At 66.3% G+C, this 22793-nt stretch carries 20 protein-coding genes and 2 tRNA genes; 12 read left to right on the top strand and 10 right to left on the bottom strand.

Annotation, left to right across the window (positions count from 1 at the left end; all coding sequences use genetic code 11):
* Positions 1 to 19 precede the first annotated feature (19 nt).
* The 4 genes from ihfA to AC4PTB_RS09055 all read left to right on the top strand — a co-directional run bounded on the left by ihfA (position 20) and on the right by AC4PTB_RS09055 (position 4340).
* Positions 20 to 322 carry an integration host factor subunit alpha gene (ihfA, locus tag AC4PTB_RS09040; protein WP_013067636.1) on the top strand — a complete coding sequence of 101 codons (303 nt, stop codon included), beginning with the start codon at positions 20 to 22 and terminating at the stop codon, positions 320 to 322.
* Positions 323 to 376: 54 nt separating this feature from the next.
* On the top strand, positions 377 to 3010 hold the full coding sequence (locus tag AC4PTB_RS09045) for a MerR family transcriptional regulator (RefSeq protein ID WP_492189663.1): 2634 nt from the start codon (positions 377 to 379) through the stop codon (positions 3008 to 3010).
* A 91-nt stretch (positions 3011 to 3101) separates the two neighbouring features.
* A tRNA-Pro gene (locus AC4PTB_RS09050) sits at positions 3102 to 3179 on the top strand.
* 72 nt (positions 3180 to 3251) lie between these two features.
* Complete coding sequence (locus AC4PTB_RS09055; RefSeq protein ID WP_492192614.1) at positions 3252 to 4340, top strand: 2'-deoxycytidine 5'-triphosphate deaminase; 1089 nt, start codon at positions 3252 to 3254, stop codon at positions 4338 to 4340.
* Positions 4341 to 4510: 170 nt separating this feature from the next.
* On the opposite strand, the gene guaB is transcribed toward AC4PTB_RS09055, so the two are convergent.
* From guaB to AC4PTB_RS09070, 3 genes are all read right to left on the bottom strand, one after another.
* Positions 4511 to 5959 carry an IMP dehydrogenase gene (gene guaB / locus AC4PTB_RS09060; protein ID WP_492192615.1) on the bottom strand — a complete coding sequence of 483 codons (1449 nt, stop codon included), beginning with the start codon at positions 5957 to 5959 and terminating at the stop codon, positions 4511 to 4513.
* A 68-nt stretch (positions 5960 to 6027) separates the two neighbouring features.
* Positions 6028 to 6993: a TDT family transporter gene (locus AC4PTB_RS09065; protein ID WP_492189664.1), complete on the bottom strand. Its 966-nt coding sequence runs from the start codon at positions 6991 to 6993 to the stop codon at positions 6028 to 6030.
* A gap of 118 nt (positions 6994 to 7111) precedes the next feature.
* The gene (locus AC4PTB_RS09070) at positions 7112 to 8011 is read right to left on the bottom strand and encodes a GNAT family N-acetyltransferase (RefSeq protein WP_492189665.1); all 900 of its coding nucleotides are present in this window, start codon (positions 8009 to 8011) and stop codon (positions 7112 to 7114) included.
* Between the two features lie 56 nt (positions 8012 to 8067).
* Between AC4PTB_RS09070 and AC4PTB_RS09075 the strand changes: the two genes are divergently transcribed.
* The 6 genes from AC4PTB_RS09075 (at position 8068) to AC4PTB_RS09100 (ending at position 12624) form a co-directional block, all read left to right on the top strand.
* On the top strand, positions 8068 to 8226 hold the full coding sequence (locus AC4PTB_RS09075) for a hypothetical protein (protein ID WP_492189666.1): 159 nt from the start codon (positions 8068 to 8070) through the stop codon (positions 8224 to 8226).
* Between the two features lie 274 nt (positions 8227 to 8500).
* Complete coding sequence (locus AC4PTB_RS09080) at positions 8501 to 9592, top strand: outer membrane protein transport protein (RefSeq protein WP_492189667.1); 1092 nt, start codon at positions 8501 to 8503, stop codon at positions 9590 to 9592.
* 127 nt (positions 9593 to 9719) lie between these two features.
* Positions 9720 to 10634, top strand: coding sequence for a DMT family transporter (locus AC4PTB_RS09085; protein ID WP_492189668.1), 915 nt, complete (start codon positions 9720 to 9722; stop codon positions 10632 to 10634).
* 25 nt (positions 10635 to 10659) lie between these two features.
* A complete protein-coding gene (locus tag AC4PTB_RS09090) occupies positions 10660 to 11520 on the top strand; it encodes an ATPase (protein ID WP_492189669.1) in 861 nt (286 codons plus the stop codon).
* A gap of 50 nt (positions 11521 to 11570) precedes the next feature.
* Positions 11571 to 12491, top strand: a complete 921-nt coding sequence (locus tag AC4PTB_RS09095; protein WP_492189670.1) for a homoserine O-succinyltransferase — start codon at positions 11571 to 11573, stop codon at positions 12489 to 12491.
* A gap of 57 nt (positions 12492 to 12548) precedes the next feature.
* A tRNA-Val gene (locus tag AC4PTB_RS09100) sits at positions 12549 to 12624 on the top strand.
* Between the two features lie 27 nt (positions 12625 to 12651).
* Here AC4PTB_RS09100 and AC4PTB_RS09105 read toward each other — a convergent pair.
* Positions 12652 to 13674 carry an NAD-dependent epimerase/dehydratase family protein gene (locus AC4PTB_RS09105; protein WP_492189671.1) on the bottom strand — a complete coding sequence of 341 codons (1023 nt, stop codon included), beginning with the start codon at positions 13672 to 13674 and terminating at the stop codon, positions 12652 to 12654.
* A gap of 358 nt (positions 13675 to 14032) precedes the next feature.
* Between AC4PTB_RS09105 and AC4PTB_RS09110 the strand changes: the two genes are divergently transcribed.
* Both AC4PTB_RS09110 and AC4PTB_RS09115 read left to right on the top strand, forming a co-directional pair.
* Complete coding sequence (locus tag AC4PTB_RS09110; RefSeq protein ID WP_492189672.1) at positions 14033 to 14530, top strand: hypothetical protein; 498 nt, start codon at positions 14033 to 14035, stop codon at positions 14528 to 14530.
* A gap of 185 nt (positions 14531 to 14715) precedes the next feature.
* Positions 14716 to 15909: an IS5 family transposase gene (locus AC4PTB_RS09115; RefSeq protein ID WP_492189673.1), complete on the top strand. Its 1194-nt coding sequence runs from the start codon at positions 14716 to 14718 to the stop codon at positions 15907 to 15909.
* A gap of 115 nt (positions 15910 to 16024) precedes the next feature.
* Here the strand turns inward: AC4PTB_RS09115 and gluQRS are convergent, their stop codons facing one another.
* From gluQRS to AC4PTB_RS09145, 6 genes are all read right to left on the bottom strand, one after another.
* Positions 16025 to 16861, bottom strand: a complete 837-nt coding sequence (gluQRS, locus tag AC4PTB_RS09120) for a tRNA glutamyl-Q(34) synthetase GluQRS (RefSeq protein WP_492189674.1) — start codon at positions 16859 to 16861, stop codon at positions 16025 to 16027.
* Positions 16858 to 18198, bottom strand: a complete 1341-nt coding sequence (gene trmFO / locus AC4PTB_RS09125) for a methylenetetrahydrofolate--tRNA-(uracil(54)-C(5))-methyltransferase (FADH(2)-oxidizing) TrmFO (protein WP_492189675.1) — start codon at positions 18196 to 18198, stop codon at positions 16858 to 16860. Before trmFO ends, gluQRS begins: the two co-directional genes overlap by 4 nt.
* A gap of 52 nt (positions 18199 to 18250) precedes the next feature.
* A complete protein-coding gene (locus AC4PTB_RS09130; RefSeq protein ID WP_492189676.1) occupies positions 18251 to 18601 on the bottom strand; it encodes a DUF6614 family protein in 351 nt (116 codons plus the stop codon).
* Positions 18602 to 18661: 60 nt separating this feature from the next.
* Complete coding sequence (locus tag AC4PTB_RS09135; protein ID WP_492189677.1) at positions 18662 to 19366, bottom strand: hypothetical protein; 705 nt, start codon at positions 19364 to 19366, stop codon at positions 18662 to 18664.
* Between the two features lie 37 nt (positions 19367 to 19403).
* Positions 19404 to 22055: a DNA gyrase subunit A gene (gene gyrA, locus AC4PTB_RS09140; protein WP_492192616.1), complete on the bottom strand. Its 2652-nt coding sequence runs from the start codon at positions 22053 to 22055 to the stop codon at positions 19404 to 19406.
* Positions 22056 to 22305: 250 nt separating this feature from the next.
* On the bottom strand, positions 22306 to 22791 hold the full coding sequence (locus AC4PTB_RS09145; protein WP_492189678.1) for a disulfide bond formation protein B: 486 nt from the start codon (positions 22789 to 22791) through the stop codon (positions 22306 to 22308).
* Between the last annotated feature and the right edge of the window lie 2 nt (positions 22792 to 22793).

Genomic DNA, 22793 nt, shown 5'->3' on the forward strand with positions numbered 1-22793 from the left:
TCGTTCCGGGGGGATTGAGATGTCAGAGAAAACCCTGACCCGCATGGATTTGAGCGAAGCCGTGTTCCGCGAAGTCGGGCTGAGCCGAAACGAATCCGCGCAGCTGGTCGAAACCGTGCTGCAACATATGTCCGACGCGCTGGTGCGCGGCGAGACGGTCAAGATCTCGTCCTTTGGCACGTTTTCCGTGCGCGACAAGACCTCGCGCATGGGGCGCAACCCGAAGACCGGCGAGGAAGTGCCGATTTCGCCGCGTCGGGTGCTGTCGTTCCGGCCCTCGCATCTGATGAAGGACCGGGTTGCCGAAGGCAATGCAAAATAGGACCGGTTGAACCGGTCCCCAAGTTGAGCCCGAGCAGGGGATGATTGCGCCGCGATGACGAAGTCAGCCGAGGCCTTCCGCACGATTACCGAGGTGGCAGAGCTCCTCGAAACCCCGACGCATGTGCTGCGATTCTGGGAAAGCAAGTTTCCGCAGATCAAGCCGGTGAAGCGGGCGGGCGGGCGGCGTTATTACCGCCCGGCCGATGTCGCGCTGCTGGTGGGGATCAAGCATCTGCTGCAGGTCGAGGCGCTGCCGATCAAGGAGGCGCAGGCGCGGCTGAAAGCGCAGGGCGCGAAAAAGGTTTCGGCGCTTGGCGCCGAGATGCTGAGCGCGAACCTGCCGCGCGAACCCGTCCCCGAGGGCCCGACCGCGCCGCCCCCCGCCACCGAGGCGATCGTGGAAGAGCAGGCGGTCGCGCAACAGCCGGTGGCGGAGCTTCTGGCGGAACCGCCCGAGGACTGCGCCGCAGAGGATTCGGACGTCCTGCCCGAGGAAGCGGAGCCTGTCACCGAAGCGGTTCTCGAGGAGCCGGTCCGGGAGCTTCTCGGCGAAGCGTCCGAGGACTGCGCGGCAGAAGAACCGGCTTTTGTTCCTTGGGAGTCGGAGCTGACGGTTGAAGCGGCTCTGGAAGAGCCGGTCCCGGAGCTTCTGGCAGAAGCGCCCGAAGACTTCACCGCGGAAGACCCCGCCCTCCTCCCCGAGGCAGCGGAAACGACTGTCGAAGCGGCTCTGGAAGAGCCGGTCCCGGACCGGCTGACCGAAGCGCCCGAAGACTTCACCGAGGAAGAACCGGCCTTTGTCTCCGAGGAAGCGGAACCGACTGTCGACGCGGCTCTGGAGGAGCCGGTAGCGGAACTGCTGACCGAAGCGCCCGAAGACTTCACCTCGGAAGACCCCGCCCTCCTCCCCGAGGCAGCGGAAACGACTGTGGAAGCGGCTCTGGAAAAGCCGGTCGCGGAACTGCTGGCGGTAGAGTCCGAAGACTTCACCGAGGAAGAACCGGCTTTTGTCGCCGAGGAAGCGGAAACGACTGTCGAAACGGCTCTGGAAGAGCCGGTCCCGGAACGGCTGACCGAAGCGCCCGAAGACTTCACCGCGGAAGACCCCGCCCTCCTCCCCGAGGAAGCGGAACCGACCGTCGAAGCGGCTCTGGAGGAGCCGGTCGCGGACCGGCTGACCGAAGCGCCCGAAGAATTCACCGCGGAAGAACCGGCTTTTGTCGCCGAGGAAGCGGAAACGACTGTCGAAGCGGCTCTGGAGGAGCCGGTCGCGGAGCAGCTGGCGGAAGCGTCCGAAGACTTCACCGAGGAAGAACCGGCCTTTGTCTCCGAGGCTGCGGAACCGACCGTCGAAGCGGCTCTGGAAGAGCCGGCCCCGGAACGGCTGACCGAAGCGCCCGAAGAATTCACCGCGGAAGACCCCGCCCTCCTCCCCGGGGAAGCGGAACCGACCGTCGAAACGGCTCTGGAAGAGCCGGTCGCGGGGCTGCTGACGGAAGCGCCCGGGGAAGTCGCAGCAGAGAACTCGGGCCTTCTGCCCGGGGAAGCGGAACCGACTGTCGAGGCAATGCCGGAAGAGCCGGTCGCGGAGGGGCTGGCAGGTTCTTTCCCGGAGGCCGCAGCTGCCGCGCCTTTGGACGCCGAGGTCGCGCCGACGCTGACCCCGGAGGAGCTGGACCGGATCGACGCGGAACGGCGGATCGAACGGGCCCGGATCGAGGCCGAGGCACGGGCGCTGGAAGCGGCGCAGGCGGCGGTCGAGCAGGCCCGCCGCGAGGCCGAGGCGGTGCGTGCAGAATTGCGGCGGCTGCGCCGCGAGGCGGAAAATGCCCGGGCGGAAGCGGCAAGGGCCAAGGCCGAGGCGGAACTTGCCGCCCAGGTCGCGGCCGCGGCGCGGGCGGCCGCCGAGGCGGAGCCGCCCGAACCGGCGCCGCTCTCCGATCTGCCCCCCCTGCCCGAGCCGGACCCAGCCGCCTTGCCGCTGGCCGCGGCGGCGCCCGAGACGGCGCCCGAGACAACGGCGGAGATCGAGGACGAACCGCCCTTCGAGGACATCGCCTATCGCTTCATCGCGCCCCGGCCGCTGGCGCGGCCCGCGGCGATGGTGACGCCCGATCCCGCGCCGGAGCCGGTGCCGCCCCCCGCCCCGGAGCCTGCGCCTGCGCCGGAACCGGCGCCGCAGCTGCCGATTCAGGGCTCGTTGTTCGACTATATTGCGCCGCCTCCGAAAGCTGCGCCGAAACCCGCGCCGGTCCCTGAACCCGAGACTGTGCCCGAGACTGCGCCGGTGGTGGAGCCGGAACCGGAGCCGGTTTCGGCCGTGGCCGCATTCCCGGCAGTGCCTGCTTTCGTCGCGCCCGAGCCGATTCTGGTCTTTGCCGCCCCGCCCGAACCGGAGCCCGAACCGGAACCTGCGCCCGAACCGGCGTCGGAATTCGATCCGCTCGACCGGGTGGTGTCGCTGATCCTGAGCGGCACCGCGCCGCTGCAGGTGGAGCTGGCCGCTGCCGGGCAGATCGATCCGACGGCGAATCCTCTGGGCGCCTTGCGCGAGGATCTGACGCGCTTTGCCCCCGACGCGCTGTCGCCGATCGAGCGGATGCGGCTTCTGGCGGCGCATGACCGTCTGGTGCGGCTGGCGGGCCGTCTGGCACAGCCGCCCCGGCCGGTTCCGGCGCGGCGCTGAGGATGTCTGCCGCCCCCGCCCGCAAGTCCGTGCAAAAAATTGCGTTTTGCCGCTTGCACCCGGGGGCGCAATGGCTCTATATGCGCCTCGTCGGGCCGTGGCGCAGCCTGGTTAGCGCGTCCGTCTGGGGGGCGGAAGGTCGTGAGTTCGAATCTCACCGGCCCGACCATCAAAAGAACGCTCACTCCTTGCGGAGTGGGCGTTCTTTTTTGATCCACTCCTGTTGCGCGAGGCCGCGATGATGCATGGTGTTCTTCCCGACCGCGCCCTGCGCGCGATGATCGCCCGCGGCGAGATTGCCGCCGCCCGTCCGGTGACCACGGAACAGATCCAGCCCGCCAGCCTTGATCTGCGCCTGGGCGAAGTTGCCTATCGCATCCGGGCCTCGTTTCTGGCGGGGCGTGGCCAGCGGGTCGAGACGAAACTGGCCGAGTTCGAGATGCACCGGATGCGCCTGGCCGAGGGCGCGGTGCTGGAAAAGGGCTGCGTCTATCTGGTGCCGCTGATGGAGCGTCTGGCGCTGCCCGCCGGTCTGACCGCGGTCTCGAATGCGAAAAGCTCGACCGGGCGGCTCGATCTGCTGACCCGGGTGATCACCGATGACGGCTCCGAATTCGACCGCATTCCCGAGGGTTACGCCGGGCCGCTTTACGCCGAGATCTGCCCGCGCTCGTTTTCGGTGCTGGTGCGGCCGGGGATGCGTTTGAACCAGATCCGCTTTCGCGCCGGGCAAGCGGCGCTCTCGGACCCCGAGCTGAAGGCGCTGCATGCGGCCGAACCGCTCGTCAGCGGTATCGGGCACGGCGGGGCGGTGATCGACCATGGTCTGGGCTTTTCCGTCGATCTGCGCCCGGCAGAGGGCGATCTGGTCGGCTACCGGGCGAAGCCGCATACCGGGGTGATCGATCTGGACCGGATCGCACATTACCCGGCCTCGGATTTCTGGGAGGAGGTCCGCACGCGCGAGGGGCGGATCATTCTGGACCCCGGCGCCTTCTACATTCTGGTCAGCCGCGAGGCGGTGGTGATTCCGCCCGATTTCGCCGCCGAGATGGCGCCCTATCTGGCGATGGTGGGCGAGTTCCGCGTGCATTATGCGGGCTTTTTCGATCCCGGCTTCGGCCATGGCGCGGCGGGGGGCGAAGGCTCCAAGGGCGTGCTGGAGGTGCGCTGCCACGAGGCGCCCTTCGTGCTGGAACATGGGCAGGTGGTGGGGCGGCTGGTCTATGAGCGCATGGCCGAACGGCCGGAGCGGCTTTACGGCGCCGGGATCGCCTCGAACTATCAGGGCCAGGGGCTGAAGCTTGCCAAGCATTTCCGCGCCGGGTGAGGGGCGCGCGGCTGGATTTCGCCTCGGGCACAGCCGAGGCGACCCGCCGGGGGGCGCTGCCCCCCGGACCCCCCGGGATATTTATGGCAAGATGAAAGAGCGCGCAGGGCTTTGGGGAAAACGCAAAAAGCCGGGGTTTCCCCCGGCCTTTGTCATATCTGTGACCCCGTTCAGCCGATGCGGTAGTTCGGGCTTTCGCGGGTGATCTGCACGTCATGGACGTGGCTTTCCTTCAGCCCGGCGCCGGTGATGCGGACGAACTGGCAGCCGCCCTGCATCGAGGCCACGGTGGCATGGCCGGTGTAGCCCATCGCCGCGCGCAGCCCCCCCACCATCTGGTGGATGACCGTCGCCACCGGGCCCTTGTAGGGCACCTGGCCTTCGATCCCCTCGGGGACGAGCTTGTCGGAGGCGGCGTCCTTCTGGAAGTAGCGGTCGGCCGAGCCGCGCGCCATCGCGCCAAGCGAGCCCATGCCGCGGTAGGATTTGTAGGACCGGCCCTGATAGAGGATCACCTCGCCGGGGGATTCATCCGTGCCCGCGATGGCGCTGCCCACCATGGCGCAAGACGCCCCCGCGGCGATGGCTTTCGCGAAATCGCCCGAGAATTTGATGCCGCCATCGGCAATGATCGGGATGTCGCCCGCGCCCGAACAGGCATCCATGATCGCCGAGAGCTGCGGCACGCCGACCCCCGCGACGATCCGCGTGGTGCAGATCGAGCCCGGGCCGATGCCGACCTTGACCGCATCCGCGCCCGCCCCGATCAGCGCTTTCGTCGCCTCGGCCGTGGCCACGTTGCCCGCACAGACCTGCACCCCGGGCGCGAAAAGCTTGATCCGCTCGACCGCTTTCGCGACACCCTCGGAATGGCCATGCGCGGTGTCGATGACGATCAGATCGCAGCCCGCCTCGATCAGCGCAACCGAGCGTTCATAGCCCGCATCCCCCACGGTCGAGGCGGCGGCGACGCGCAGGCGGCCCTTGTCATCCTTGCAGGCCTGCGGGTGCAGCACCGAATGCTCGCTGTCCTTCAGCGTCAGAAGCCCGGTCAGCTTGCCATCGGCGTTGACCACCAGCAGCTTCTCGATCCGGCGCGCTTTCATCAGGCTCATCGCCTCGTCGCGGTCGGCCGGTTCGCGCAGCATCGCCAGATTCTCGCGCGTCATCATCGCATGCACCGGGGTCGCGTCATCGGTGGCAAAGCGCATGTCGCGGTTCGTCACGATGCCGACGACCTTGCCCGCCACATCGACGACCGGAAAGCCCGAGACGTTGTAGCGTTCGCGCAGCGCTTTCGCATCGGCAAGCGTCTGCTCGGGCGTCAGCGTGATCGGGTTGTAGACGATACCGGATTCGAAGCGTTTCACCCGCCGCACTTCCGAGGCCTGCTTTTCCACCGTCAGGTTGCGGTGGATCACCCCCATGCCGCCCGCCTGCGCCATGGCGATGGCCATGTTCGCCTCGGTCACCGTATCCATCGCCGAGGACAGAAGCGGAATGTTCAGACGGATCGAGCGCGTCACGCGGGTCGAAACATCGGCCTCCGAAGGCAGCACGCTTGAGGCTGCGGGAACCAGAAGGACATCATCGAAGGTGAGGGCCTCGCGAATCTGCATGGGGGACTCCATCGGCAGGGAACGGTTGGCACGTCCCTGTTTCATGGCTTGGCCTCCGACGCAAGCCCTCAGGCGCGGGCGGCGCCGGTTTTCGCCGCCAGATCGCCCTTTGCCCACATCTTGTAAAGGCGGATGGCGATGGCCGGAATGAGCAGCGTCGCCGCCACCAGAGCCACCGCGCCCGGAAGCCGCCAGAGATCGTCCAGCGAGAGCCAGAGCGTCGCCGTCGCCGCCAGCGGGAAGGTCAGCGCCCCCCAGAGCGGCGAGAAGCCCGCCGCCAGCAGCCAGCGCCCGCGCAGCACGAACAGCGCCAGAAGCAGCGCCGCGCCGAGGGCAAAGACCCAGGCCAGCGCGAGCGCGCCGAACTGAGCCGCGGTGGTACCAAAGACCGCCGCCGGGGCAAGATGGATCGCCAGAAGCGGGCGCAGCGGCGCGGGCACGGTCTCGCGGGCCAGTTGCCGCAGCGACAGGCTCCAGATCACCAGCGCGCAGATCAGCGCGACCCAGAACAGCGCCGCCGCCACCGTCGCAAGGCCAAGCTGCGCCGCCACCAGCGCCGCCACGATCCAGCCCGAAAACAGCAGATGCCAGGTCGGATTGACGCGGCGCTGCTCGGCCGGGCCGGTGGCGAAAACGTAAAGCATCGCCGCGCAAAGCCCCAGATGCAGCGCCCCCGCCCCGGCCAGAACCGCCATCGCCGCGCCGGGCAGATAGGGGCCAAGGATCGCCGCGATCAGGTAAAGCATCAGCACCCCGGCCGAAAGCCCGGCCCGGCCGGGCAGGATGCGCAGATCCTCCAGCACCACCGCGGGGCGGCGCAGGAGCTTGCCCAGATAGGCCAGGAAGACGAAGGCGCACAGCAGCGTGACCGCCCCGCTCAGCGCCTCGGCAAGGCCGGGGGGCAGACCGAAGACCTGCGCCGCCTTGCGCCAGCCAAGCGCCAGCGCCGCAAGGCCGAGGGCGGGCGGAAAGATCGCAGGAGGGGTGCGCTGCCAAAGGCCGGGGGGCGTGGATTGCGGAAAAACAGGGGCCATCGTGTCGGTCTGCCTTGGCTGGGGCATGTCGGAACGCCGGACATGCGGGATCGGGCGGAAATCTTGCAGAAGAGCCCGGGCAAGAAAAGGGCAAATCGGCGCCCCTCACTCCGGCCCCTCACCCGCGGCCCGGCAGCACCCAGACGGTGGCACCCAGCGCCTGCACCGCCGCGCCGGTGCCAAGCTTGAAGCGCATCAGCCCCGCCCCGGCCTCGGAATTGATGTCGCCCAGATCGAAGTGCCGCACGCCCAGCGCCCGCAGCCGCAGCGCCGCCTGCCAGAGCAGCAGATTATGCGCCCCCGCCGCCCGGCCCTCGGGCCCCGACCAGCCCAGATGGTAGCTTGCCCCCGCCCCCGCCCGCAGCACCATCACCCCGGCCTTGCGCGGCGCCGCGGCGGTGCCCGCCGAAAGCACCAGCACCGATCCCGGGTCGCGCTGCGCCCAGGCGGCGGCAAAGGCCGGCGGCAGGGCGCGGTAGCCGCGGTCCTGGCGCTGCTGCGCCTCGGCGGCGATCAGCCAGTCGGCCGCAGGCTCGGGCCGCACCCGCAGCCCGGAACGTTCCGCCGCGACCAGACGGTTGCGCCATTTCCCCTGCAGACCGGCACGCAGGGCGGTATCATCGGGGGTCAGATCCCAGATCGCCTGATGGCGCGCGGTGATCAGCGGCACCAGCCCCGGCCCCGCCACCGGCGTCTCGGGGGTGGCGATCAGCAGCCCCGGCAACGCCCGCGCCAGGGCGCGCAGCGCCCGCCGCCTTGTGTCCTCGCACAGATCGGGCGCAAAGACCGGACCGCGGCTGCACAGCCACAGCCCGCCCCGCCCCAGCACCTGCGCCAGCCCGATCCGCCGCCCCGCGGCAAGGATCTGCAGCCGCCGCAGCCCGCGTCCGGCCGCCGCCGCGATCTCGCCGTAACAGGCCCGGGCCTGCAGCGCCGCCGCAGGCGAAAGCGCCGCCACCGCCGCATCGAAGGCCCCCGGCTCGGCGGGGGCAAATGGGATGATCTCGATCCTGTCCATGGCGTCATTAAAGCCCCGTTTACCTAATTCGGGGTTAATGCCCCCCGGAGGCCCCGATGACCCGCAAGAACGATCCCCCGACCCCACCCCGCAGCCTGCCCCAGATCCCGGCTCCGCGGCCGACATTGTGGTTTGCCCTGATCCTTGCGCTGGGGCTTTCGGCGCTGTGGCTTTGCGGGCTTGGTCTGTGGTGGCTGATCGCGGCGCTGATCTGAGACCGCAGCCGCACAACCCAGACGCGCATTTTCACCCTTCTGCGGATGCGGCAACGCAGCGAAAACCCGCCGCCCACCCTCGCAGCTGCGGCAACTAAACCGTTGAGTTTACGTTATTTTGTGGCAGTTCGGTCACATGACCCTACGGTAACCTCACGTGGACGTGACGTAAGGCCGCAGTCAGAATTGATTCACCTTGGCAGCGTGATACCGTTCCCCTTGGGAGAAGAGTCCAACACGCTCTAGGGATGAGAATCACATGAAAAAAATATTGATGACGGCCAGCGCCCTTGCCCTTGGCGCGACAGCCGCCACTGCGGGGGGTATCGAACGGTCCAGCCAGTCGGTGGGGATCCTGTTCGAGAAAGGAAACTACGCCGAGTTGAACTTTGGCGGCTTCAGCCCGGATGTTTCGGGCACGGTCGGCGGCGGCGTCGTGTCTTCGGGCGACATGACCGGGGGCTTTGGCACCTACAGCCTGGGCTACAAGCGCGCGCTGAACGACAAGATCGACATCGCCTTCGTGCTGGAAAACGCCATCGGCGCGAATGTGGGCTACCCGACCGGAACGGGCTATCCGATCGCGGGTTCGACCGCCGAGGTCGAGAACATGTCGCTGACGGCAATGATGCGCTACAAGATGCCGCAAAACTTCTCGGCGATCGGGGGGGTTCGGGCCTTGCGCACCAGCGGTGTGGTCAACCTGCCAGCGGTCGGCGCCTATAGCTTGAGTTCCTCGACCGAAACAGACTTCGGTTATCTTGTCGGTGTGGCTTGGGAAAAACCCGAAATCGCGGCACGCGTAGCGCTGACTTACAACTCCAAGATCACCCATGATTTTGATGCCCGTGAAGCGAGCCTTCGCACAGGTGGCGCGCCTCTGGACAGCGTCTTCTCAACCACGGTGCCGGAATCGGTGAACCTTGAGTTCCAGACTGGGGTCGCCAAGGATACGCTGGTTTTCGGCTCGGTGCGCTGGGTGCACTGGAAGCAGTTCGAGATCGCCCCGAAGCATTATACGTCCGCTCTCCTTGATGGCGGCTTGGGACAGTATCCGCTGGTCAAATACCAAAGCAACACCACCACCTATTCGCTCGGCCTTGGCCGCAAGTTCAACGACCAGTGGTCCGGCGCGGTGGTGCTGGGCTATGAGGGGTCGAGCGGAGACACGACCGGCCAGCTTGGTCCGACCGACGGCTTCCGCTCGATCGCGCTGGCGGGCACCTATCAGGCGACCGAGAATGTCAAGGTCACGCTGGGCGTACGCTATGTCGATATCGGCGATGCGACCACGCGCGACATTGGCGGCAAATTCGCCGACAACTCGGGCTGGGGCGCGGGCGTGCGCGTGGGCGTCAGCTTCTGATCTTTCCGGCAGGTCCGAAATGCACGAAAGGTCCGCTCCGGCGGGCCTTTCGCCGCTTTCCGGCGATTGTCCTTGGCACAAGTTCCGGGTGGCCCCGCCGCCCTGCCCCGGCTAGCGTGCCGCCATCATGACCACGACCCGCATCCCCCCGCTTGCCTGGGCGCTTCTGGCGGCCCTTGCCCTGATCTGGGGCACCTCCTTCCTGTCGAACCGCGCCGCGCTGACCGGCACCGGCTTTCTGACCACCGTCACCTGTCGCGTCACCGGCGGCGCCGTTCTGTTATGGCTCTGGGTCGCGCTGCGCCGCCTGCCCCTGCCCGATGACCCGCGCTTTCTGATCCGCTTCCTGATCCTGGGGGCGCTGAACAATGCCATCCCCTTCTCGCTGATCGTCTGGGGCCAGCAGCATATCGACTCTGGTCTGGCCGCGATCCTCAACGCCTCGACCGCGCTTTTCGGCGTGCTGGTCGCCGCCGCGGTCTTTCCCGACGAGCCGCTGACCCGGCGCCGCCTTGCAGGCGTCTGCCTTGGCTTTGCCGGTGTCGTCCTGGCCATCGGCCCTGCGGCGCTGGGCAGCTTCACCCTCAGCTCGGCGGCGCAATGGGCGATCATCGGCGCCTCGCTCACCTATGGCTTCGCGGGCGCCTATGCGAAAAAGGCGATCACCGGCCTTGCCCCCGAGGTCGCCGCGGCGGGCATGCTGACCGGCGCGGTCGTCTGGCTGGCCCCCGCCATGCTGATCTTTGAAGGCGTGCCGAGCTTCGATTACCGCGCCGAGGTCTGGGCCGGTCTGATCTGGCTCGCGCTGGGCTGTTCGGCGCTGGCCTATCTGATCTATTACCGCATCCTGGCGATTGCGGGGGCGGGCAATCTGTCGCTGGTGACGCTGCTCATCCCGCCCGTCGCCATCGTCGCAGGCGCGCTCGTCTATCACGAACGCCTTGGCCCGCATGCGCTTTCGGGTTTCGCCGTGCTGGCTGGGGGACTTTGGCTCACCAATTCGCGGCCAAAACCGCGTGACGGCGACCGCGGCGCGCGCTAAACCCGGGCCAAACGAGGGGGCTCGCATGATCTACGCAAACCGCGCCGAATGGCAGACGGCCAGCCGCAAACGGGTGTTGTTCTTCGGCATGTCCGGTCTGGGCAAGACCTATCTGGCCAACATGCTGCGCGCCGCCCCCACGGGCTGGTTCCATTACTCGGTCGATTACCGCATCGGCACGCGCTACATGGGCGAGTATATCGCCGACAACTTCAAGCGCGAGGCGATGAAGAACCCTTTCCTCGCCGAGCTGCTGCTGTCCGACTCGGTCTATATCGCCTCGAACATCACCTTCGACAATCTGGCGCCGCTGTCGACCTATCTGGGCAAGCCCGGGTCCGAGGCCAAGGGCGGGCTGACGTTCGAGGACTACATGATCCGGCAAAACCAGCACCGCGGCGCCGAGCAGGCCGCGCTGATGGACACGACCTATTTCATCGAACGCTCGCAGGCGATCTACGGGCTGCCGCATTTCGTCTGCGACTGCGGCGGCTCGATCTGCGAGGTGGTCGACCCCGAGGACCGGAACGACAAGATCCTGCGCGAACTCTCCGATCATCTGCTGATGGTCTGGATCGAGGGCAGCGCGGAACATACCGAGGAGCTGGTGCGCCGCTTCGACCGCGCGCCAAAGCCGATGTATTACCAGCCCGCCTTTCTGGAAAGCAAATGGCTGCAATACCGCGTCGAGCGGGGCCTGCGCGAGGACGAGGTGAACCCCGACGATTTCATCCGCTGGACCTATCATCAGGCGCTGGCGCATCGGCAACCGCGCTATGCGGCGATGGCGCGGAACTGGGGGATCAAGATCGCCGCGTCAGATGTCGCCCTTGTCCGCGACGAGAAAGACCTTACATCGCTCATAGCCGCGGCGCTGCCCGCCTGAGGCGCGTCTGAACATCCTCTGCCAAGTCTCGGCCCAGTATCGGAACAACCATGCCCATCACCCTGCCTGCCACGCTGCCCGCCTTCGACATCCTGTCGCAGGAAGGCGTGATGGTGATGACGCCCGAACGCGCCGCGCGGCAGGAAATCCGGCCCTTGCGCATCGGGCTTCTCAATCTGATGCCGAAGAAGATCCAGACCGAGAACCAGTTCGCCCGGCTGATCGGCGCGACACCGATCCAGATCGACTTCCAGCTGATCCGGATGACCGAGCATCAGACGAAGAACACCGCCGCCGAGCATATGGCGGAATTCTACCGCCCCTTCGCCGAGATCGCCGCCTCGGGCGAGAAATTCGACGGGCTGATCGTCACCGGCGCGCCGATCGAGCATCTGGCCTTTGAAGACGTGACCTATTGGGACGAGCTGCAGCGCGTCTTCGACTGGACGCAAAGCCATGTGTTTTCGACCTTCGGCGTGTGCTGGGGGGGGATGGCGATGGCCTATCACTTCCACAATGTGGCCAAGCACATGCTCGATGCCAAGGCCTTTGGCTGCTTCCGCCACCGCAATCTGGCGCCGACCTCGCCTTATCTGCGTGGCTTTTCCGATGACGTGCTGGTGCCGGTGAGCCGCTGGACCGAGATGAAGCAGGACGAGCTTGACCGGGCGGGGCTGCGCACGCTGATCGCGGGCGACGAGACCGGGCCCTGCCTCGTCGAAGACCCCTGCCACCGCGCGCTTTATGTGTTCAACCATTTCGAATATGACAGCACGACGCTGAAGGACGAATACGACCGCGACGTGGCGGCGGGCAAGCCGATCAACGTGCCTGCAAATTACTACCCCGACGACGACCCCTCGCAGCTGCCGATGAACCGCTGGCGCAGCCATGCGCATCTGCTTTACGGCAACTGGGTCAATGCGATCTATCAGGACACGCCCTACGATCTGGCGCAGATCGGCAGCTGATCCGGTCCAAGATCGCGCTTGCGGTCCTGGCCACACGCAGGCTATGAGCACGGCACCGGGTGATTAGCTCAGTTGGTAGAGCGCCTCGTTTACACCGAGGATGTCGGGAGTTCGAGTCTCTCATCACCCACCAGCCCCACTGCACGCCAAATCGGCCCGATTACCTGCTGTAATAGTCGCGATACCACGCGACGAAGCGGGCGATGCCGTCACGAAAATCGGTCTGCGGCCGGTAGCCGGTCAGGCTGTGCAGCAAGGACGCATCGGCAAAGGTCGCGGGCACGTCGCCCTTTTGCATCGGCAGGTAATTGCGGATCGCCGTCTTGCCCAGACAGGTCTCGATCGCCTCGACGAAATCCAGAAGCCGCACCTTGTCGGAATTGCCGATATTGACGATGCGGAACGGCGCCACCGGCGACAGGCTGTCGCCCGCGGGCACCAGCCCATCTTCGGGGCGCTGCGGCACCGCATCGATCAACAGCCGGATGCCGCGCACGAGGTCGTCGATATAGGTGAAGTCGCGATACATCTCGCCGTGGTTGTAAATGTCGATCGGACGGTCATCGAGGATCGCATCGACGAATTTGTAAAGCGCCAGATCCGGCCGCCCCCAGGGACCATAGACGGTGAAGAAGCGAAACATCGTCACCGGCAGGTTCCACAGATGCGCATAGGCATGGGCCATGCTTTCATTGGCCTTTTTCGTCGCCGCATAGATCGTCAGCTGGGTATCGGCCCTGTCGGTCTCGGCAAAGGGCATCTTTGTGTTGCCGCCGTAAACCGAGGAGGTCGAGGCGATCAGCAGATGCCTGACCTGCAGCCGCCGCGCCGCTTCGATCACGCTGAAGGTGCCGATCACGTTGCTGTCCAGATAGGCGCGCGGATTTTCAAGGCTGTAACGCACCCCGGCCTGCGCGGCCAGATGCACGATCACCTCGGGGCGGAACGCGTCGGCCACGGCATCGAAGCGGGGCTGATCTTCCAGCATCGCCTCGGTGGCGCTGAAATTCGGATGCGCGCGCAAGATCGCATGCCGGTCGTGCTTGAGCGCGACATCGTAGTAATCGGTCATCCCGTCGTAGCCCTGCACCCGCCAGCCCTCGGCCAGCAGCAATCGGGCAAGGTGGAAGCCGATGAAACCGGCGGTGCCGGTGATCAGGACGCGGGGAAGCTCTGCGCTCACGGCATGTCTCCGTTCATGGACCAAGGGCGTCGCGCCCGGCGCGGACCGGCGACAGCTGCGGCGCCCGCACGGCCTTTGCCCTAGCCAATGCCATCCGCAACCGGCCCCGTCAATTCCGCAGCGCCCGAGCCTTCCCCGCGCCCGATATCGCGGGCCCCGCACGGCAGGCCGGACGGTGCCGGGAGGGTGCCGGAAAATCCCGGCCATTCGCTTCAAGTTTGACACGAAGAACACCCCTCGGTCGGGGCGCTGCTTACCAGTCGTTAACATCCTTGCTGTCTGCTGGGCTATGGGTGTCGGGGAAGCATGATGGTGAGGGCCATCCCCCCGACGTGAAGTGGGAACGAAGGGGTAATCTATGTGGGAACAGGCAACCCGCCTGCGGGCCCTGCGGCGCTTTTCGGCGCGCAGGATCGCGGGCGCTCTTGTGGTCTTTGGAGTGATCGGCGTGCCCGGGGGGGCGCCGCGGGCGCAGGACATCTATCTGGCCGCCAATCCGCTGATCGTCACCGCGGACCCGGGCGGCTATGTTGGCAAACGCAGCGACCAGATCGACCGGATGCGCTCGATCGGGCAGCGGGTCGAGTTGCGCGGCACGTGCCTGTCGGCCTGCACGATGTATCTGAGCCTGCCCAATGTCTGCGTCGCCCCGGATGCGGTTCTGGGCTTTCACGGCCCGAGCAAGAACGGCGTTCCCTTGCCGGAGCACGACTTCGACTATTGGTCGCAGGTGATGGCGCGCAACTACAGCGAGCCCTTGCGGTCGTGGTTCATGACCAAGGCCCGCTATCTCACCAACGGCTATTACAAGGTCAGCGGCGCAGCGCTGATCCGCATGGGCTATCCGCGCTGCTGAGACGGGGCCGAGCAACACCGGCGGAGCCTTTCGGTCCCGCCGGAACGGCCTTGAGGCCGGGCTGATCGCTGCGCCCGCCGCGGCGATCCGGCCAGCCGCCCCCTAACAGGCTGCTGAAGAAGTCGGCCCTTGGCCCGGTTTGAGGAACATGATTCACCCTCGGCACGGTAACGTAGGGGGCAAAGATGCGGGGGACGGACGAGACGAGCGGGTCGCTGTTCAGCTATGTCGATCTTGAGGCTCGCATCCCCGCGCGGCATCCGTTGCGCAAGATCAGGCAGGTGGTGAACGAGGCGTTGGCGAGCCTGGATGGCGAGTTCGATGCGCTTTACACCGATTTCGGCCGCCCTTCGATCCCGCCGGAACGGCTGATCCGGGCCAGCCTGACCCAGATCCTGTTCTCGATCCGCTCCGAGCGTCAGTTGATGGGACAGATGCAGTATAACCTGCTGTTCCGCTGGTTCGTCGGTCTCGGGATTGACGACGCCGTGTGGGTGCCGACCGTCTTCACCAAGAACCGCGACCGCCTGCTGACGACCGAGATGTCGCGCAAGGTGATGGCGGCGATCCTGGCGCATCGCGAGGTCGCGCCGCTGTTGTCGGACGACCATTTCTCGGTCGACGGCACGCTGATCAAGGCTTGGGCGTCGATGAAGAGCTTCCAGCCCAAGGCGGACGACACGCCGCCCGACGACGATCCGGGCAGCCCGACCGGACCCGACACCGCCCCCGACACAGCCCCCGACACAGCCATCGAAGAAGCAGACCAACCCACCGAGCCCGAGGCCGCCCCGATGCACCGCGACCACCGCCAGAACCGCAATGCCGAAGTCGATTTCCGGGGCGAGAAGCGGTCCAATGCCACCCATGCCTCGACCACCGACCCCGATGCGCGCCTTTACAAGAAATCCCCCGGCACCGGCGCCATGCTCTGCTTCATCGGCCATGCCCTGATGGAGAACCGGAACGGGCTCATCGTGCAGGGCGACCTGACCCAGGCGGATGGCCATGCCGAACGGCGCGCCGCGCTGGACATGATCCATCGAAATTCCCCCGGATCGACCCGGCGATTGACGCTGGGAGCGGACAAGGGCTTCGACGCCGCCGAGTTCGTCGCCGACCTGCGGCAAGCCTGTGTGACCCCGCATGTCGCGCAGAAATCCCGATACTCGGCGATCGACGGCCGCACGACCCGGCACGAGGGTTACGCCCTGTCGATCAAAAACCGCAAACGGATCGAAGAGGCTTTCGGCTGGGCCAAAACCGTCGGCGGCATGGCCCAGACCGTTTATCGCGGCGTCGAACGGGTGCGTTCCCGCTTCATCCTCACCATGGCCGCAAACAACCTCGCCCGACTGCCCCGGCTGCTCGCAGCCTGATGCTGGGAAACCGCGCCAGGCATGTAGATCGCCAGCGTCGATCGAGCCGAAACCAAACCCAGCAGGTTGCGCCGAAAGAAAACTGTTCCGCAAAGGCGACTTCTTCAGCACCCTGCTAAAGCCCGATCAGGCGGCGGATATCTTCGGGCGTGGCGCCCTCGGACCGGTATTTCGCCAGCGCGCGGGCATCGTCGCGCTTGGCCAGGCGCTTGCCCGCGGCGTCGCGGATCAGGCCGTGGTGGTGATAGACCGGCACCGGCAGACCAAGCAGGCGTTGCAGCGTGACATGGATGCAGGTCGCCTCGAACAGGTCTTCGCCGCGGCTGACATGGGTGACGCCCTGCGCCGCATCATCAAGCACCACCGCAAGGTGGTAAGAGGTGCCCATCTCGCGCCGGGCCAGAACGATATCGCCGACGCTGCGGATCATCGTTTCGGGGTCGATCCGGTGATGGCCGCGATGCGCGGGGCCGGTTTCCTCAAAGCCGGTTGCGGTCGCGGCCAGATCCATGCGCAGGCGCAGCGCGGTGTCGGGCAGACCCTCGCCCGGGCGCGGACGGCCGCTGTCGCGGCAGGTGCCCGGATAGACGATGCCGTCGGGGCCAAGCGGCACCCCCTCCTGCGGCGCCGAGGCCGCCTGTTCGATGTCGCGGCGGCTGCAGGCACAGCGGTAAAGCAGCCCCCTTTGCCAAAGCGTCGCAAGGGTGTCGCGATAGAGGGGCAGACGGTCGGACTGCCGCAGCACCGGCCCGTCCCAGGTGATCCCGAGCCAAGCCAGATCCTCAAGCAGCTGCGCCTCCCACTGCGGTTTCGCGCGGGCGCGGTCGATATCCTCGATGCGCAGCAAAAACCGCCCGCCCGCCGCCCGCGCCATGTCATGCGCGATCAGCGCCGCATAGGCATGGCCCAGATGCAGCGGGCCGGTGGGCGAAGGGGCGAAACGGGTGATCACGCCTGCGCGGCGAGCCAGGCGGTGAAGACCTCCTTGGCGCGGTCGGTATAGCCCTTGTAGCGGTCCTTGCGGCCGCGCCGCCCGCCGCGCGCGTCGTCGAGCGGCGGAAACAGGCCGAAGTTCACGTTCATCGGCTGGAAGGTCTTGGCCACCGCGCCGCCGGTGATGTGATGCACCAGCGATCCCATCGCGGTCTCGGGGCCCGGGGGCGGCAGGGTCCGCCCGAGGATCCCGGCCGCGGCCATCCGCCCGGCCAGCAAGCCCATCGCGGCGCTTTCGACATAGCCCTCGACCCCGGTGACCTGACCCGCAAAGCGCAGGTTCGGACGCGCGCGCAGCCGCATCTGATCGTCGAGCAGCGTGGGAGAGTTTAGAAACGTGTTGCGGTGAATCCCGCCCAGACGCGCGAAAGACGCCTGCTCAAGCCCCGGAATCATCCTGAAAACAGCGGCTTGCGCGCCATACTTCATCTTGGTCTGAAAGCCGACGATGTTGTAGAGCGTGCCAAGCGCATTGTCGCGGCGCAGCTGCACCACCGCGTAAGCCTTGGTCGCCGGATCATGCGCATTGGTCAGCCCCACAGGCTTCATCGGCCCGTGGCGCAGCGTCTCGCGGCCGCGTTCCGCCATCACCTCGATCGGCAGGCAGCCGTCGAAATACCCGGCGGTTTCGCCTTCGTGGAACTCGGTCTTCTCGGCGGCCAGCAGCGCGTCGATGAAGGCCTCGTACTGATCCTTGCTCATCGGGCAGTTGATATAGGCGGTGCGTTCTTCCTCGGTCTCGCCCTTGTCATAGCGGCTTTGCCGCCAGGCGACCGACATGTCGATGGTTTCGGCATGCACGATCGGCGCGATCGCATCGAAAAACGCCAGGCTTTCCGCCCCGGTGACGGCGCGGATGCTCTCGGCCAAGGCGCCCGAGGTCAGCGGCCCGGTGGCGATGATCCAATGCCCCTCGGTCGGCAGCTCGGTGATCTCTTCTTCCGCCACGGAAATCAGCGGATGCGCCCGCAAGGCCGCGGTGACGGCGCCCGAAAACGCCTCGCGGTCCACCGCCAGCGCCCCGCCCGCAGGCAGGGAATGGCGGTCGGCCGTGGTCATGATCAGCCCGCCCGCCGCCCGCATTTCCCAATGCAGAAGGCCGACGGCGTTCCGTTCGTCGTCATCCGAGCGGAAGGAATTCGAGCAGACCATTTCCGCGAAATCGCCGGAACGATGCGCAAAGGTGCCCACGCGCGGGCGCATTTCGTGCAGCACCACGGGAACCCCCGCCTGTGCCGCCTGCCACGCCGCTTCCGAGCCGGCCAGACCGGCGCCGATGATGTGAAGTGTGTCCATGCCGCCTGATAGCGCCCCAAGGGAGCGCGTGCAACGGTATCGGATCGCGGGATCAGATCAGCGCGATGCGCTCGCGCCGTTCGGCATCGGGGAAGGGCCGGTAAAGCCCGACCGAGTAAGAGGCGATCATCGCATGCATCAGCTCGTAATGCCGCATCTCGCCCTCGGTGAATTGCGCGACTGAGCGGAAAGCCTTTTCCAGCGCCGACATGCTTTCGAATTCGACTTCCAGGATGAAGCCCGTATGCGGCCCCGAGGCCAGCCCCATCTTGCGCCGCATCAGCCGCCAGCCGCCGATCAGGCCTTCCTGCTTCAGCTCGCTCATCCATTGTTCGACCGAGGCGGCAAAGGCCAGCGCCTTGGCATCGCTCTTCAGCTCGATCATGCAGTGATAAAGATCCATGCTTTTCTCCCCCGGACAGAGACAGAAAAGCATGGATGTCTTGAGAATGGCTTAAGCGGCTCAGTCGCCGATGATCGCCTGCGACAGCCCGCGCTTGCCGAAGGTGACACCATTGCCGCCCATCAACAGCTTCACGCCCAGACCCATCGTCAGCTCGCGGTCGGACTGGTTGCCATCGACCAGCCCGAGCGAGCCGTCGATCTTCACCCCCGAGGACATCGCATAGCCCAGCGTCGCGTCGATCGCGGTGGTGTCCGAGCCGTGATCGGCATCGACCGTCTTCAGCCGCCCGCCCAGCGACAGCGCATCGCTCATCGCATAGCGGCCATCAAGGCCGAGGATCGTCGCGTCATTGCCGTCGTTCTTCAGCAGCGTCGCATCGCCCTCAAGCGTCAGCAGGCCGAACTCATGCTTGGCCTCCAGACCGTAATGCTCCATGTGATTGCCGCCGACCCACTCGTGGCCCAGAAAGCCGCCGACCGCGAAACGGTCATTCACATGGCCGATGCCATGCAGGGTGATATTCGTGGCTTCCTTGTTGCTGTCGGTGAAATGGTGCTGCGCCACATCCGCCTGAACGGCAAAACCGGGGGTGATGCCATATTCCAGCGCGCCTTCCAGCGCGAGATTGTTCTTGTGGCGCTGCTGCCCTTCAAGCAGCCCCGACCAGCTGAACCCAATCTCCGCCCCGCGCACCGAGCCTTCGGCGAGCGCAGTGACGGGAAGCAGCGCCGCAACCAGCGCCAGCGGGACAATCTTGTGCATCTTCAACCTCATGGAGTTTGTTCTTGGTCTTGGTTTGTTACGCTTCGGCCTCGTCATCGCCCGGATCGGCGACACGGGCGACCGAAACGACCTCTTCTTCGGCGCCGGTGTTGAACACCTTCACCCCCCCGGCGGCGCGGGAGCGGAAGGAAATCCCCGCCACCGGGCAGCGGATCGATTGCCCGGTCGAGGTGGCCAGCATCACCTGATCGGTCAGCTCGACCGGGAAAGAGGCCACCAGCGCCCCGCCCCGCATCGATTTCTCGAACGCCGTGACGCCCTGACCGCCGCGGCCACGCACCGGATAGCTGTGGCTCGAGGAAATCTTGCCCAGCCCCTTGGCGGTGATCGTCAGGATCAGATCCTGCGCCGCCAGCATCTCGGCATAGCGCGTCTCCGACAGCACGCCCTCACCGGTCTCGCTGTCCTCCTCGGCATCGGCCTCGGTCTCAAGCTCGTCCTCGGTCTCGCCGCCAAGCTCGGCGCGGTAGCGCTTGACAAAGGCGTCGCGTTCCCAGGGTTCCGCCTCGAAATGGCGGATCACCGACATCGAGACGACCTTGTCGCCCTCGGCCAGCCGCACGCCGCGCACGCCGGTGGAGGAGCGGCCCTTGAAGATCCGCACCTCGGTCACCGGGAAGCGGATGGCCCGGCCCGCGGCCGTCACCAGCATGATGTCGTCCTCCTCGTGGCACATCCGGGTGTCAACGAGCGTCACGCCTTCGGGCAGTTCCATCGCGCGCTTGCCGTTTTTCATCACCTTGGCGAAATCCGACAGCGCGTTGCGGCGCACGTCGCCGTCCGAGGTGGCGAAGAAGACCTGGAAGTCGTCCCAGGTTTCCTCGGGCGCGTTGACCGGCATCAGCGAGGCGACACTGACGCCTTGCGGGATCGGCAGGATGTTGACGATCGCCTTGCCCTTCGAGGTGCGGCCCGCCAGCGGCAGGCGCCAGCATTTCAGGCTGTAGACCATGCCATCGGTGGTGAAGAACAGAAGCTGCGTATGGGTGTTGGCAACGAAGAGTGTCGTCACCACATCGTCTTCCTTGGTCGCCATCGAGGCGAGCCCCTTGCCGCCGCGGCGCTGCGCGCGGAACTCGGCCAAAGGCGTGCGCTTGATGTAGCCTCCGCTGGTGATGGTCACCACCATATCCTCGCGCTCGATCAGGTCCTCGTCGTCGAGATCCCCGGCCCAATCGACGATCTCGGTGCGGCGCGGCACGGCATGGGCGGCGCGGACCTCGCGCAACTCGGCTGCGATGATCTCCATGATCCGCTCGCGCGAGGCCAAAATGGCCAGATAATCGCGGATCTTGCCCGCGAGTTCGGCGAGTTCGTCGGTGACTTCCTGCACGCCCATCGCGGTCAGGCGCTGCAGCCGCAGATCAAGGATCGCGCGGGCCTGAACTTCCGACAGGTTGTAGGTGCCGTCGTCATTGACCGGATGCAGCGGGTCATCGATCAGCCGCAGATATTCGACGATCTCATGCGCGGGCCAGCGCCGCGCCATCAGCCGGTCGCGCGCCTCGGCCGGGTCTTTCGAAGACCGGATCGTCGCCACGACCTCATCGACATTCGAGACGGCAACGGCCAGACCGCAAAGGATATGGCTGCGCTCGCGCGCCTTGCGCAGCTCAAAGGCCGTGCGCCGCGCCACCACTTCCTCGCGGAAGGTGATGAAATGGCTCAGGAAATCGCGAAGCGTCAGCTGCTCGGGCCGCCCGCCGTTCAGCGCCAGCATGTTGCAGCCGAAGGACGTTTGCAGCGGCGTGAAGCGGTAAAGCTGGTTCAGCACCACATCGGCCGTCGCGTCGCGCTTGAGTTCGATCACCACCCGCACACCGACACGGTCGGATTCGTCGGCGATGCCGGAAATCCCCTCCAGCTTCTTCTCGCGCACCAGATCGGCCATCTTCTCGATCATCGTCGCCTTGTTCACCTGATAGGGAATCTCGTCGATGATGATGGCGAAACGGTCCTTGCGGATCTCCTCGATCCGGGTTTTCGCCCGGATGATGACGGAGCCGCGGCCTTCCAGATAGGCCTTGCGGGCGCCGCCGCGCCCCATGATCTGCGCCCCGGTCGGAAAATCCGGGCCGGGCACATAGTCCATCAGCGCTTCCGAACTCAGATCCGGGTTCTCGATCAGCGCCAGCGTGGCGTCGATCACCTCGCCCAGATTGTGCGGCGGAATGTTCGTCGCCATGCCGACGGCGATGCCGCCCGCGCCATTGACCAGCATGTTCGGGAACCGCGCCGGCAGAACCGTCGGTTCCTTGTCCTTGCCGTCGTAGTTGTCCTGAAAATCGACCGTGTCCTTCTCGATATCGGCGAGCAGGAAGGCGGCGGGTTTGTCCATCCGCACTTCGGTGTAGCGCATCGCCGCGGCGCTGTCGCCATCCATCGAGCCGAAGTTGCCCTGCCCGTCCAGAAGCGGCAGGCTCATCGAGAAGTCCTGCGCCATCCGCACCAGCGCGTCATAGATCGCGGCGTCGCCATGCGGGTGGTATTTCCCCATCACGTCGCCCACCGGACGCGCCGATTTGCGATAGGGCTTGTCATGCGTGTTGCCGGTCTCATGCATCGCATAAAGGATGCGCCGGTGCACGGGTTTGAGCCCGTCGCGCAGGTCGGGAATGGCGCGCGACACGATCACGCTCATCGCGTAATCGAGGTAAGCGGTCTTCATTTCCTCGGCGATGGAAACCACCGGGCCCGCATGGTGGGCACGTTTCGGGGTGTCGCCGGAGGGGTCCGAGGTGTCGATGATATCGGTCACGCGGGGCTTCTTCTGCCAGATTTTGTTGTGCCGCCTTATATCGCAACCCATGGCTTGGGTGCAACGTCGAATGGCGCACCCGGCGGGAAAGGTCGGATTCTGCGTATTTGGACCAGGAAAAAACGGCTGCTTTTTCTTGGTTCAAATACGCCCTTGGCGCTCAGCGCCGGGCGCGGCGGTCGCTCAGGAGCGCGCCGATCCAGAGGCCCGCGAAGATCAGCGAGAAGAGCGCGTTCAGGTTCGGCATGGTGATGCCCAGGATCTGCCAGGTGATCTCGTCGCAGCGCACCAGCGGCGCGGCAGAGATCTGCGCCATCAGATCCTGCGCCGAGAGGCTTGAAATCGGGTTCGAGGTGCAGCTGTCGGGACCGGCAAAGATGTGGCGCTCGACCCCGGAATGATAGAGGCCGAAGCCCGCCGTGGCCAGACTGGCCAGCGCGCCGAAACCGGCAAAGGCCATCGGCAGCCGGAAGAGCAGCATCAGCGCCCCCAGAATGGCCGCGACCAGATGCGGCCAGCGCTGCAGCACGCACAGATCGCAGGGCGGAAATCCCAGCGCCTGAAAGATCAGCGCCGCGATCAGCACCGCGGTCGAACCGGCGGCGGCAAGCGCGACAAGCCCGCGCGGGGTCAGGATCGGGGGCATGT

Source organism: Rhodobacter sp. 4.3.4, from assembly GCF_058724655.1.